14 protein-coding genes are annotated in these 12,910 nt (G+C 66.7%); 7 read left to right on the top strand and 7 right to left on the bottom strand.

Annotated elements, in window-relative coordinates; all coding sequences use genetic code 11:
• Nucleotides 1-104: 104 nt before the first annotated feature.
• From D5084_RS06230 to D5084_RS06200, 7 genes are all read left to right on the top strand, one after another.
• A complete protein-coding gene (locus tag D5084_RS06230) occupies nt 105-719 on the top strand; it encodes a ribonuclease D (RefSeq protein WP_128514650.1) in 615 nt (204 codons plus the stop codon).
• Entirely contained in the window at nt 700-1,662 is a 963-nt protein-coding gene (locus tag D5084_RS06225; protein ID WP_128514649.1) for a KpsF/GutQ family sugar-phosphate isomerase, read from the top strand. Before D5084_RS06230 ends, D5084_RS06225 begins: the two co-directional genes overlap by 20 nt.
• A gap of 2 nt (nt 1,663-1,664) precedes the next feature.
• Complete coding sequence (gene lptC / locus D5084_RS06220) at nt 1,665-2,267, top strand: LPS export ABC transporter periplasmic protein LptC (protein ID WP_238382542.1); 603 nt, start codon at nt 1,665-1,667, stop codon at nt 2,265-2,267.
• 22 nt (nt 2,268-2,289) lie between these two features.
• Entirely contained in the window at nt 2,290-2,787 is a 498-nt protein-coding gene (lptA, locus tag D5084_RS06215; RefSeq protein ID WP_128514647.1) for a lipopolysaccharide transport periplasmic protein LptA, read from the top strand.
• Nucleotides 2,787-3,560: an LPS export ABC transporter ATP-binding protein gene (gene lptB, locus D5084_RS06210; RefSeq protein WP_128514646.1), complete on the top strand. Its 774-nt coding sequence runs from the start codon at nt 2,787-2,789 to the stop codon at nt 3,558-3,560. Before lptA ends, lptB begins: the two co-directional genes overlap by 1 nt.
• Nucleotides 3,561-3,786: 226 nt before the next feature.
• Complete coding sequence (hpf, locus tag D5084_RS06205; protein WP_128514645.1) at nt 3,787-4,362, top strand: ribosome hibernation-promoting factor, HPF/YfiA family; 576 nt, start codon at nt 3,787-3,789, stop codon at nt 4,360-4,362.
• Between the two features lie 32 nt (nt 4,363-4,394).
• A complete protein-coding gene (locus tag D5084_RS06200; protein ID WP_128514644.1) occupies nt 4,395-4,859 on the top strand; it encodes a PTS sugar transporter subunit IIA in 465 nt (154 codons plus the stop codon).
• 146 nt (nt 4,860-5,005) lie between these two features.
• Here D5084_RS06200 and D5084_RS06195 read toward each other — a convergent pair whose 3' ends face one another.
• From D5084_RS06195 to cysQ, 7 genes are all read right to left on the bottom strand, one after another.
• Nucleotides 5,006-6,394: a nodulation protein NodH gene (locus D5084_RS06195; RefSeq protein ID WP_128514643.1), complete on the bottom strand. Its 1,389-nt coding sequence runs from the start codon at nt 6,392-6,394 to the stop codon at nt 5,006-5,008.
• Nucleotides 6,395-8,092, bottom strand: a complete 1,698-nt coding sequence (locus D5084_RS06190) for a DUF5927 domain-containing protein (protein ID WP_128514642.1) — start codon at nt 8,090-8,092, stop codon at nt 6,395-6,397.
• Nucleotides 8,089-9,099, bottom strand: a complete 1,011-nt coding sequence (locus D5084_RS06185) for a glycosyltransferase family 2 protein (RefSeq protein ID WP_128514641.1) — start codon at nt 9,097-9,099, stop codon at nt 8,089-8,091. Before D5084_RS06185 ends, D5084_RS06190 begins: the two co-directional genes overlap by 4 nt.
• 13 nt (nt 9,100-9,112) lie before the next feature.
• Nucleotides 9,113-10,147: a glycosyltransferase family 2 protein gene (locus D5084_RS06180; RefSeq protein WP_128514916.1), complete on the bottom strand. Its 1,035-nt coding sequence runs from the start codon at nt 10,145-10,147 to the stop codon at nt 9,113-9,115.
• 71 nt (nt 10,148-10,218) lie between these two features.
• The gene (galU, locus tag D5084_RS06175) at nt 10,219-11,115 is read right to left on the bottom strand and encodes a UTP--glucose-1-phosphate uridylyltransferase GalU (protein WP_128514640.1); all 897 of its coding nucleotides are present in this window, start codon (nt 11,113-11,115) and stop codon (nt 10,219-10,221) included.
• A gap of 176 nt (nt 11,116-11,291) precedes the next feature.
• Nucleotides 11,292-12,083, bottom strand: a complete 792-nt coding sequence (locus tag D5084_RS06170; protein ID WP_128514639.1) for a 3-deoxy-manno-octulosonate cytidylyltransferase — start codon at nt 12,081-12,083, stop codon at nt 11,292-11,294.
• On the bottom strand, nt 12,080-12,868 hold the full coding sequence (cysQ, locus tag D5084_RS06165; RefSeq protein WP_128514638.1) for a 3'(2'),5'-bisphosphate nucleotidase CysQ: 789 nt from the start codon (nt 12,866-12,868) through the stop codon (nt 12,080-12,082). Before cysQ ends, D5084_RS06170 begins: the two co-directional genes overlap by 4 nt.
• Between the last annotated feature and the right edge of the window lie 42 nt (nt 12,869-12,910).

Genomic DNA, 12,910 nt, shown 5'->3' with positions numbered 1-12,910 from the left:
ACGCAGCGCATCGACGAGCGGCCCCGCGCAAGGGCGGGAGGGCCGCAGTTGACCGTACCCGGCCGGGGGCGTAATCCGGGGTGGACCCAGGAAAGAGCATCCCCTTGACCATTCATCTGCACCAATCCGACCTTCCCGACGGGCTGACCCTTGGCCCGGTCGTCGCCATCGACACCGAAACGATGGGCCTTGACCCGCGCCGGGACCGGCTTTGTGTCGTGCAACTGTCCGATGGCAACGGCGACGCGCATCTGGTGCAGATCGCCAGGGGCCAGACCCGCGCGCCGAACCTCGAGCGGCTGCTGACCGATCCGGCCACGCTGAAGCTCTTTCACTTCGGCCGCTTCGACATTGCCGCGCTGAAACAGGCCTTCGGCGTCACCACGGCACCGGTCTGGTGCACCAAGATCGCCTCAAGGCTGATCCGCACCTTCACCGACCGGCACGGGCTGAAATACCTTCTGGCCGATCTGGTCGGGGTCGATGTGTCCAAGCAGCAGCAGACCAGCGACTGGGGTGCCGCGCAGCTGACTGAGGCGCAGAAGGAATATGCCGCGTCCGACGTGCTGTATCTGCACGCGCTCAAGGCCGAGCTTGAGGCCCGGCTGATCCGCGAGGACCGGCTGGAGCTGGCGCAAAGGCTGTTCGCTTTCCTGCCGACGCGGGCCGAACTGGATCTGCTGGGCTGGAACGACGCCAATGACATCTTCCTCCATTGACCTTCTCGCCACCGGCCGCCGGGTGATCCGGCGCGAGGCGGGCGCGCTGGAAGCCCTTGCCGGGGCGCTGGACGACAGCTTTGCCCGCGCCGTCAGCCTGCTGATGGCAGCCAGGGGCCGGGTCATCGTGTCGGGCATGGGCAAGTCGGGCCATGTCGCGCGCAAGATAGCGGCGACCTTTGCCAGCACCGGCACGCCCGCGCATTTCGTCCACCCGGCCGAGGCGAGCCACGGCGATCTGGGCATGGTGGCCGAGGGCGACGTGCTGCTTGTCCTGTCGAACTCGGGCGAGACGCCGGAGCTGGCGGACATGCTGGCCCATGCCAAGCGCTTTGCCATTCCGCTGATCGCGATCACCAGCCGCGCGGGCTCTACCCTGATGCGGCAGGCGACAGTGGGCCTTCTGCTGCCCGATGTCCCCGAGGCCTGCGAGAAGGGGATCGTTCCCACCACCTCGACCACGATGACGCTGGCCCTGGGCGATGCGCTGGCCATCGCGCTGATGGAACATCGCGCCTTCACGCCCGAGCATTTCCGCATGTTCCATCCCGGCGGCAAACTGGGGGCGCGGCTTCTGCGGGTGCGCGACCTGATGCACGAAGACCCGCCGCTGGTGGACGAGAGCCTGGCGATGGGCGAAGTGCTGGTCGAGATCACCCGGCGCGGCTTCGGTGTCGTCGGTGTGACCGATTCCAGCGGCGATCTGGCGGGCATCATCACCGACGGCGACCTGCGGCGGCATCTCGACGGGCTCTTGCAGCATACGGCGGGTGAGGTGATGACGCCGAACCCGCGCACCATCGGCCCCGATGCGCTGGCGGGCGAGGCGCTGGCCCTGATGAACGACCGCAAGATCACCTGCCTTCTGGTCACCTCCGCCGACAGTCGCAGGGCGATCGGCATCCTGCATGTGCATGACTGCCTCCGCGCCGGTGTCGCCTGACCATGGCGCGGGCCGATATCCATACCCGGCTGGTCGGCTGGCTGAAGGTGGTCCTGCCGCTGGCGGCCTTGGCGATCCTGTCGACGCTGTTTCTGGTCGCGCGACGGATCGACCCCGAGGCCGCGCTGCCCTATGCCGAGGTTGACGTCCGGGATCTGGCCCGCGAACCGCGGATGACGGCACCGACCTATGCCGGCACGACCTCGGACGGATCGTCCCTGACCCTGTCGGCCGACATCGCGCGCCCCTCGACCAAGGATGCCCCGGCTTCTGCGGCGGGCTTGCGGATGGAACTGGCTTCGCCGGACGGATCGCGCAGCGATCTGGCCGCTGCGAGCGCGCGACTGGACCCCGAGAGCCGTGAAATCGTCCTGTCCGGCGGGGTCACGATGACGACGTCGTCGGGCTACCGGCTGGAGACGGCGGAACTCGCCGCGAAACTGGACCGGACGGGGCTGGAAAGCCGCGCGCCGGTGACGGCGGCGGGGCCTGTGGGCGAGATACGGGCGGACGGGATGGTCCTGCGTCAGGATGACCAGACCCCCGGTGCCTATGTTCTGGTTTTCAATGGTGGCGTCCGGCTGGTATACCGGCCCGGCGGCTAACGGGCGCGCAGAGGTTTTTCGCATGTCATTAACGATACGGTCTTTCGCTTTCGCTCTGGCCCTCGGTCTTGCCCTGCTGGCGGGGGGGGCCGAGGCGCAGCAGAAGATTGCCTTCGGCGATCTCAACCAGGACACGACCCTGCCGGTCGAAGTGTCCGCCGATCAGCTGGCGGTGAACAATGCCGATGGTACGGCGGTGTTCAGCGGCAATGTCGTGGTCACTCAGGGCAAGATGAAGCTGGCCGCGGCCGAAGTGCGGGTGAAGTACGGAACCGGACAGAAGAACATACAGGAGCTTGTCGCCTCGGGCGGGGTGACGGTGACGAACCTGGGCGACGCGGCCGAGGCGCAAGAGGCGGTCTACACCATCGACAGCGGCGTGATCGTGCTGACGGGCAACGTGCTTTTGACGCAGGGACCGTCGGCCATGGCAGGGCAGAAGCTGACGATCAACCTCAAGGACGGGACGGGCCTCATGGAAGGCCGGGTGACGACGACCTTCGTGCCGGGGGGCAACTGATGGCCGGTCCGACCGCTGCGCGTCCCGACCTGACGGTGACCGATGGCCAGGCCGGGTTGCAGATCCGCAGCTTGCGCAAGAGCTACAGGAAACGGCCGGTGATCCGGGATGTCAGCATGGACCTGCACCGGGGCGAGGTTGTGGCCTTGCTGGGCCCGAACGGGTCGGGCAAGACGACCTGCTTTTACGCGATTGCCGGGCTGGTGGTGCCCGAGGGCGGGCAGGTGCTGATCGACGGCAAGGACGTGACCTCGCTGCCGATGTACCGCCGCGCGCGGCTGGGGATCGGCTATCTGCCGCAGGAGGTCTCGATCTTCCGGGGGCTCTCGGCCGAGGACAACATCCTGGCCGTGCTGGAGATCGTCCAGCCCGACCGCCACAAGCGGCGGGAGCGGCTGGAGGAACTCCTGTCCGAGTTTTCGATCACCCATCTGCGGCGGACCCCGGCGCTGGCCCTGTCGGGGGGCGAACGGCGGCGGGTCGAGATTGCGCGCTGCCTTGCGGCGGACCCGAAGTATCTTCTCCTCGACGAACCCTTTGCCGGCGTGGACCCGATTGCCGTGGGGGAAATCCGCCACCTGGTGCATGACCTGAAGGCGCGTGGGATCGGCGTTCTGATAACCGACCACAACGTCCGGGAAACGCTGGAGATCGTCGACCGGGCCTACATCCTGCACGACGGCAAGGTGCTGATGACGGGCACGACGGACGAGGTCGTGCGGGATGAAACCGTCCGCCGGGTCTATCTGGGCGAGAACTTCCGCATCGTCTAGGCGACCGCCCGAAATGCCGCAATCGATTCGGTTGACAACCCGGCCCGGGCTGACGCCAAATGACCCCAATGAGCGCGTTTCATGCCCATGTGCCCGTCGGACTTTCTGCGGTGACCCCACCCGGCAGAGACGGTGTGACGCGACGTTGTCTAGGCCAGTTTCTTGACAGTCGGGCGCGCCGGGGGCTGACCCCGGGGCGGTCGCAAGCATGCGAAAAGGAGAGACCATGCGTTACCAGATCAGCGGAAAACAGATCGACGTCGGTGAGGCTCTTCAGACCCATGTGAAGGCGGAACTGGGGGAGGTGGTTGAGAAATACGCTCAACGTCCGACCGAATGTGTCGTGGTTTTCTCGCGGGTTGCGCATGAATTCGTGTGCGAGGCGGTCATTCACCTGTCCACCGGTCTGACGGCCCAAGCCAAGGGACATGCGTCCGAAGTCTATGCGGCCTTCGAAAGCTGCCGCGAGAAGCTGGACAAGCAGCTTCGGCGCTACAAGCGGCGGATCCGCAACCACCACAACCATCGTGCGGGCCCTGTTGAATTCGGCGGGGCGTCCTCGTATATCCTCGCCGCAACCGAGGATGCCGAGGACGCTGAGCCTGAAAGCCTGCAACCCGTGGTCATCGCCGAGATGGAGACGAAGATCCCTTCGATCACCGTGGGCGAGGCCGTGATGCAGATGGAGCTGGCGGGTCAGAAGATGCTGGTGTTCCGGAACGAAGGCCATGGGGGCGTGAACGTGGTGTACCGTCGGGATGACGGCAACATCGGCTGGATCGACCCTCGCAACAGCAAGTAACGCGTCGCGCGACGCAGGAAAAACGCCGATACATGGAACTTTCCAAGCTCGTTGTCCCAGGCGCCGTTCGGGTGGTCGGGCAGTTGACCTCCAAGAAGCGGTTGTTCCAGGAACTGGGCGAGATCGCAGCGCAGGCCTATGGGCTGAACGGGGCGGCGGCCATCGAGGGCTTGCAAGAGCGTGAGACGCTGGGACCGACCGGCGTGGGACATGGCATTGCCCTGCCCCACGCCCGGCTTGAGGACCTGAAGGGGATCATCGGGGTCTTTCTTCGGCTGGAAAAGCCGCTGGACTATGACAGCGTCGACCGCCAGCCGGTGGACCTGGTCTTCGGGCTGTTCGCGCCCAAGGATTCCGGGGTCGATCATCTGAAGGCGCTGGCGCTGGTCAGCCGGACGATGCGGGATCAGGGCGTGGTGGCCAAGCTGCGGGCGAACTCCGATCCGGCCAAGCTCTACGCGATCCTGACCGAGGCGCGGGCGCCGCAGGCGGCCTAGGCTGCCCACGCGCGGGCACTTGCCCAGCCACAATGAAATCAATGGCTTGGCTGCGGGCGTTCAGGTCTGCTTAACCAATCCCTCGTCGATGACTTCGTCACTCCTCGCTGCCTTGCGACAGGGAGACGACGTCGAACGAGGAAGCGTCACCTGCGCCAGCGGCTGAAGCCGAAGCCCATGTAATCGCGTGCATAGGCCTCGGCGGCGGCGGATTCCAGGGCTTCGTCCCAGATCGAAAGAAGCGCCGCCTCGGTCGGGTCGGGGACGACGGCGGGCGGGACAGCGCCCACCTCGTCCGCCAGGGCGGCAAGGCCTTCGGCCAGGCGATCCTCGCGCAGAAGATGGTCCAGCGGCTGGAAGCCCGCCATGCCCTGCACCAGCGCGGTCTGGCTGGCCAGGCTGGGATCGACGCGCGCGCCGGTCTGGCCGCCCACCGCAAGGCGGCAGTAGGTGAGGAAGATCAGGAAGGCGGCGCGTTCCGCCTCGGGGGTCGCAAAGGGCTCGCCCGGGGGCTGCAACTCGGCCAGGAAGCCGTTGATGAGGATGCGGCGCAGATCCTGCGCCTCGCCTGCCACGATCTTGCGGCGGAAAGCGGCATGGGCGCGCAGCAGGGGATGGCGCAGCACGGTGAAACTGCGGTGGCCGGGATGCCTGCGCTTCCACTGGCGCAGCGACTTCTGCTCGAAGCCCTCGCTCACCGCGCCCAGGCTTTCGAACCAGCCGCGGATCGCGGCTTCGGGGCCCGAGCGGATCGGGAAGAACAGAAGCCCCGCGTCCGAGGCCAGCACGGTCGGCACCCCGGCGGCGCGACGCGGTTCGAAGCAGGGGGTGCGGCCAAGGTTGAAGACATCGACGGCGGCGATGGCTTCGGCCAGGGCCTCGGGGTTTTCCAGCTTGTCCTCGATCGGGCCGGGGTTCTGCTTTTTCAGCGTGTCGTCCAGCGCCTTCAACCGGCCTTCGACACCCAGAAAGGCCGCGAGGCCGTTCAGCACCTCGACCGAGCCGAGGTCTTCGTAATCGAGGTAGAAGGCGGTCTGGCCCGTGGTCTGAAGCGCGTGCAGCAGAAGCATCTGGAAGGCCTGGATGTCCTGCAGATGCCTGAGGAATTCCGGCACGTCAAAGCGGACCTTGGCGGTCTTCAGCCGTTTGGGATTGGTCAGCTTCCACTGGTCGGTCGCCTGGGCGATCTTCCAGGAGACGTAGCTTTCCAGCGGGTTGCGGGTCAGGATGATCTTGGCGCAGGTCGGGTCGGGCAGCACGTCGTCCAGGATGCGCAGGTCGTGGTCGTGGAAAAAGCGGAAACCGGGCAGGCCCTCGGTCTTTTCCCGCAGCTTGCGCAGCAGGGGTCGCGGGTCGCGGTCGCGGTCCTCGATCGTGATGCCGAACAGCTCGGTCCGGTCCTTCTTGCCCAGGATATAGCGGTTGAAGACCTCGCCGTAGCTGTGGACCCCGGGCAGCGCGTTCAGGTTCGCCTCCAGAAGGTTCGAGCCGGTGCGCATTTCGGCGAAGACGACGAACGAGGTGAAGCGCGGCATCTAGCGGACGATCCGGGGGCGGGCGAAGGTCCGGTCGGGCTGGGCAAGATCGGCGTCCGACGGGAAATCGCCCATCAGCACCGGGGCCATGCCCTGATTGCGCAGGTCCTGCAGGAAAGAGCCGAAACCGTGCAGCGGCTTCAGCTGCGGCAGGCCCGTCGTGCGGTGTGCGGCACGGGGGTTCAGCAGATCGACGATCTCTTCCAGCGGCTCGGCCGGGTTCTCGATGAATTCGCTCAGCGACCAGACGCGGACACGGGCCTTGGTATCGGGCCGGTCGAGAACCGCGAGGAAGTCGGATTCCACCTTCTGCAGACGCGCCGCTTCGGGGCGGAGTTCGGCGGCAGTGCGGCCGGATTGCCAGAGCGGCACCGCGAAGGCCCCTGTGATGGCGAAGATCGTGGCGTTGGGGTCCGAGGCGATGAAGGGCACGATCTCCTGTTCGTCGGCGGGGCCGAACTGGAAGACCTGAGTCTCGCCCCGGGTGTTCCAGATCAGGTTGGTCAGGAAGCAACGCGGGTTGTAGTCGCGCAGGGTCGGGCTGTCGGAGAGACCGCCCTTGAACACGCGCTCGCCGCCAGCGAATTCGACGCGGTCGAAGGCGAAGAGATGGCCGTGGGCGCGGGCGTCCAGCGCCCGGGCCAGCCAGGGCTGGAAGTCGTGGAACAGCTCGGCAAAGCCGGAACAGACGCCGTAGGGCGCGGCGGATTGGGTGCCGCCCCGGGCGCGGGTGGGAAAGCGGCTTTGCATGTACAGGCCGGGGCGGCCCTTGACGCGACGTTCGACCGCCTTGGCGAACAGGCGGTTGATCTTGCCGGGGTTCGGCTGCATGGCAAGCGCGCGGTCGCCGTCCGGGGTCAGGAAGGTGCGGTACAGCAGGTCGGCCTGCGGCCAGATCTTGCGGGCGATGAAGGCGTCGGTCTGGCGCAAGAGATGCAGGTGATCGTCGTAGAAGACATGCGGGCGGCCCTGATAGTCGAACTTGGACAGGGTCAGCGACCGGCTTTCGATCCGGGAGGAGACCTGGCGGACCAGGCTTTGGAAGTAGCTTTCATCCGGGATCCAGACGCGCCGGAAGTAGCGGTCGAGCCGGGGCCTGTCGGGATGGGTCAGCACGGCGTGCATCGTGGCGCGGGTCAGGCACCACCACTGGCTGCCAAGATGCGGCACAAGGCCGGGAGGCAGGCGGCGGCGGAACCGCAAGAGCCGTTGCAGCGTGACATAGCTGTCGAACAGGCGGCGCTGGCGCTTCCAGGCGAAGGGGAAGCGGAGCGTGAAGCGTTCCTCGTTCAGGCCGCCCACGGTCCAGCCGACATCGGCGGTGGTGACGCTTTCGATGAAATCGGTATGGGGGTTCGCGGCCAGATGGGCTTGCAGCGCGCGGACCGGGCGGATCGGCAGGCAGGAGCCGGAGGCGAGCAGAACCCGGTTGACCTGCGGAAAGTCGGCCAGCATCTGCGTGCTGGCGTCGATGGTGGCCTGGACGATGCCGAAGGTGCCCCATTCGCAGGGGGTGCGACGGGAAAAGCGGATGTCGGGCAGGTCGGCAAGGGCGGTCTTCAGTCCGGCGAACTGGTCCAGCGGGGTGCGGGCATCGACGTGGATCACCACCGGGCAGCCGTGCTGCGCCCAGTGCCGCGCCAGTTGCGCCGCACGGTCCAGCGCGGCGTGGCAGAGCATCACCACTCCCAGCGTCACGCCCAGTTTCCTTTCGACATCAGCCCCAGAACCTCCAGCTGACGCCAGTTGACATATTTCTCGCTCCAATTGCACCAGAGATCACGCTCGCGGGCGATCCCCTCACGGTAGGCGCGGTATTCGTTGCTTTGGGCGTAATGCTCGCCGCGGGCCAGTTCCTCGGCGGCCCTGGCGGCGAAGGTATCCAGGAACTTGGCGTGAAGCAGGACGCCCGAGGGACGCTCGCCGCCCTGGTCGTCGTAGGTCAGGTTCAGCGCGCGCGGCAGCATCATGTGGGTCGAGGAGACATAGGCATAGGACTTGTGCCACTTGACCAGCGGAGTCTTGTTCATCGCGGGCGCATGTTTCGGGCGGTCGGAAAAGAACAGCCGGGCGCGGGGGCCGCCCTGGATCCAGAGGTTGCGATACAGCGGGTTGCGGCTGATGACGTAGTTGCCGCTGTCGAAATACTGCGCGATTTCGAACGGGTTCTGCCCCTCGCGGTAGGGCTGTTCGTGCATCGCGCCCTTGGGATACATGTCCAGCATCATCGCGGAAAAGCTGGGCGTCTCGGCGCTGTCCAGCCAGTCGGTCAGGGCGCGCAGGGGGCGCGTCTCGCAGAACGGGTAGACCAGGAACTCGTCCACATCGACCGTCAGGCACCAGCGCCCGTGGCCGTGCTGGCGCAGCAGGTGCATCAGCCAGTCCATCCCGAAGCGCGAGCGTTTGTAGCTGTGCGTCGTGGTCCAGACCGACACGTCGGGCTGTTCGGAAAGGTATTCGCGGGTGCCGTCGTCGGACCCGTTGTCCACGATGAGGAAGTGGTCGATGCCAAGGCGGCGGTAGTAGGCCAGGAAATACGGCAGCCGCACCCGTTCGTTGCGCAGGGTGGAAAACAGGAGGATCGGCTGCGCGGTCAGGCCAGCGGTGCGGTCCCGCACCGGCGTCAGCTGGCGCCGACGACGGAAGGCGCGGACCAGCAGATACTGGCGCTTGGTGCGGAGGCGAAAAAGCTGGATCAGGCCCATCCGACTTGTCCCGTCATATCCAGCCGCCCCGTGACATCAGGCCGAGCGCCTCCATCTGCCGCCAGCCGGTGTAGCGGGTGGATGCGGGCGTATGCAAGATCGGGTCGGCGGTGAGGCGGTCGTAGTAGGCGGCATACTGGGCGGCATCGGCGAAATGTTCGCCCCGCGCCTTTTCCTCGGCCGACCTCTCGGTGATCCCCGGCAGGAACTTGGTGTGAAGGATGACGCCCGAGGTGATCTCGCCCCCGTCGGTCGCATAGACCTCGTTCAGGCGCGGGGGCAGCAGGGCGTGGGTCGAGTTGACATAGGCATAGCGCCAGTGCCAGCGCACCAGCGGGGTCTTGTTCAGCGTTGGCGCGCGGCGGGGGGTGTCGGCAAAGAAGGCCCGCGCCCGCGCCCCGCCCTGGATCCACAGATTGCGCATCCGGGGCTGGACCTGGACCTGATAGTTCCCGGCGTCGAACCATGCCAGGTGGGTCAGCGGGTCGTCCTGCGGCGCGACCTGCCCCTGTGACACCGGGCCTTCGGGATACATGTCCACGGTCAGCGCGCCGAAGGAGACGCGGCCCTGGGTGTCCAGCCAATCCGTCAACGCGGGCAGGGGGCGGGTCTGCCAGTAGGGGTAGATCAGCAGTTCATCCGCATCAAGCGTGAGGCACCAATGCCCGTGCCCGTGGCGCAGCATCAGCCAGGTCAGCCAGTCCATGCCAAAGCGCGAGGCCTTGTAGCTGGCCCCGGTCTGCCAGAGCGAGACATCCGGTTGGTCGGCCAGAAGCGCGCCCGAGCCGTCGGTGCTGGCATTGTCGACGACCAGAAAATGGCGCACGCCAAGGGCGCGATGATGCGCCAGGAAATGCGGCAGGCGCCGGGCCTCGTTGCGGAGGCAGAGAAAGCACAGGATGTCGCCGGGGGCGATCCCGGCGGTCCGGTCTGCCACGGCGGCAAGCTGGCCGCGCTTGCGCCAGGCGCGCAGCAAAAGGCGTTGGCGGCGGCTGCGCAATTTCAGCGCCAGCAGAAGGCCCGAAAGTCCGCCGAGCGGTTCGGACAGCGCGCCGATCGGGCAGGCATGGGGCAGGCCCCGGGGAAAGCCACCAGCCGTCTTGCCCAGGGTCGCCAAGCCTACTGCGCCGCCTTCTGCATCGCGGTCAGGTCGTTCAGGAAATCGGCGAACTCGGCGCCGAACTCGGGCCGCGACAGGCCGAAGGCGACCGTGGCTTGCAGGAAGCCGATCTTGGAGCCGCAGTCATAGCGCTGGCCCCGGAAGCGCAGGCCGAACACGCCGTCCGTCTTCTTCGTTTCCTGAGCGATGGCGTCGGTCAGCTGGATTTCCCCGCCGGCGCCCTGCTTGATCTTGTTGAGGTTGGTCAGGACCCTGGGCGTCAGGATATAGCGCCCGATCACCGCCAGATTGGACGGGGCGCTGCCGGCCTTGGGCTTTTCCACCATGCCCTTGACCTTGACGATCCGGCCGTCGTCCTCGGCAATGTCGAGGATGCCGTAGCTGGAGGTCTTTTTCGGGGCGACTTCCATCGCGGCGACCATGCAGCCGCCGGTTTCGGCATGGGCTTCGACCATCTGTTGCAGGCAAGGCGTTTCCGCCGCGATCACGTCGTCGGGCAGCAGCACGGCGAAGGGCTCGTTCCCGATCAGGCGGCGGGCGCACCAGACGGCATGGCCCAGACCCATCGGGCGGTTCTGCCGGACATAGGCGATGGCGCCCGAATCCATGTTGGTGTCCTTCAGGATGTCCAGCAGGTCGGTCTTGTTCTTGCGGCGCAGCTCGGCCTCAAGCTCGGGCGCGTGGTCGAAATAATCCTCCAGCGCGGATTTCCCGCGCGAGGTCACGAAGATGAATTCCTTGATCCCGGCAGCGCGGGCTTCGTCGATGGCGTACTGGATCAGCGGCCGGTCGACCAGCGTCATGATCTCTTTCGGGATCGACTTGGTGGCGGGCAGAAAGCGCGTGCCCAGGCCCGCAACTGGAAATATCGCCTTGGTGATCTTTCTGACTTTCATGTGACTCGTCCTAACCCCGTCCGTCCCGGCGCAATGCTCTGGTCAGAATGCCATTCGCAGCCGAATCTGACCTTAAACGGGCAGCGCCGCGGCAATATTCATAAACTGCACCACTCCGCCTCCTTTCGCAGCAAAAAACGACAGGCAGAAGGCAATCCATACTCGGTTTCGCGCCATCAGGCGGACTGGCCCGCCAGCATCGCCTCGATGATCGGAACGTCCGACGGGTTGTTCAGTTCCCAGAAGCGGCGCCCCCGGGCTTCGACTTCGACGCAAAGCACCGGGCGGCCCTGTTCCAGAAAGCGCAGCTGCTCCAGCCCTTCCAGGGTTTCCAGCGGGCCGATGGGCCAGGTCGGATAGGCGGCCAGGGCGGCGGGGCGGTAGGCGTAGACGCCGACATGGTGGAAGACCGGGGTGGGGTCGTCCGGGGCGTAGTCGGTCCCGGTATAGGGGATGACTTCCTTCGAGAAATACAGCGCCCGGCCCCCGGCGCCGAAGACGGCGGTGGTGCCGCCGACGCGGCCATTGCGGCGGTCGTTCAGAAAGCCCGCGACCGCGCGGCCATCACAGCGCAGGACGGGGGTGGCGATGTCGGCCAGGGGATCCTTCGCCAGGCCCTGCACAAGGTGTTCGACGAACCAGGCGGGTGTCAGGGGGGCGTCGCCTTGCAGGTTCACGATCACATCGTAGCCGGGCAGCCGGGCGGCCACCTCGGCGCAGCGTTCGGTGCCGTTGCGCGCATCAGAGGAGGTCATCACCACCTCGGCCCCGAAGGCGCTGGCATGGTCGGCGATGCGGGTATCGTCGGTGGCGACCACGACCCGGTCGATGCCGGCGACCTGCATCGCGGCCTCCCAGCTGCGCCGGATCAGGGTCTTTTCGCCATCGGGGCCGCGCAGCGTGACGAGCGGCTTGCCCGGGTAACGGGTCGAGGCATAGCGGGCGGGAATGGCGATCAGGGACTTCATTTCAGCACCACTCCCGGCGCGAAGGCGATGAAGAAGGGGTTGGCCCAGCCCGCCTTGCCATAGGTCAGCGGCTGGTGGTCGTCGAACCGCACGACCCGGCCGCCCGCGCCGCGCAGGACGGCATCTCCGGCGGCGGTGTCCCATTCCATCGTGCGGCCGAGGCGGGGGTAGAGGTCGGCCTCTCCGCTGGCGACAAGGCAGAACTTCAGACTGGAGCCCGCAGAGGTCATGTCCTTGACGGCATAGCGCGCGATGTAGTCGTCGGTCGCCTGGTCGCGGTGGGATTTCGAGGCGACGACCATCAGCGCGGCATTGTCGGGGGTGGAGACACGCAGCGGCCGCAGCGCGCCGGGTTCGGGACCGAAGGGTCCGGTTTCCTCGACCGCCCGGCCGTCGGGCAGGGTGTAGAACAGGCGGTCTTTTGCGGGGGCATAGACCACCCCGCGCAGGGGCACGCCGTTCTGCACAAAGGCGATGTTCACGGTGAAATCGCCCCGGCGCTGGACGAACTCCCTGGTGCCATCCAGCGGATCGACGATGAAGAAGGTCTGCGCGGTCAGCGCGTGCGACGCCGCCTGTTCCTCGGTGATGAGCGGCACCCGCGGGAAGGCCGCGCGCAGGCCCGCAGAGATCACGGCATCGGCGGCCTCGTCGGCCTCGGTCACGGGCGAGGCATCGCTCTTGGCGCGGACCTCGAAGTCGGGGCGGGCGTAGATCTCCATGATCCGCTCGCCCGCCTGCAGCGCCAGTCGGCGGAAAAGCGGCATCAGTTCGGCAAAATCCATGTCCGCTCCCGTGGCGATTGAACAACGCGTCGCGCGTCCTTA

This window comes from Tabrizicola thermarum (assembly GCF_003574395.1).
Taxonomy (GTDB): Bacteria; Pseudomonadota; Alphaproteobacteria; order Rhodobacterales; family Rhodobacteraceae; genus Tabrizicola; species Tabrizicola thermarum.
This window is presented reverse-complemented; position numbering and strand designations above follow the sequence as displayed.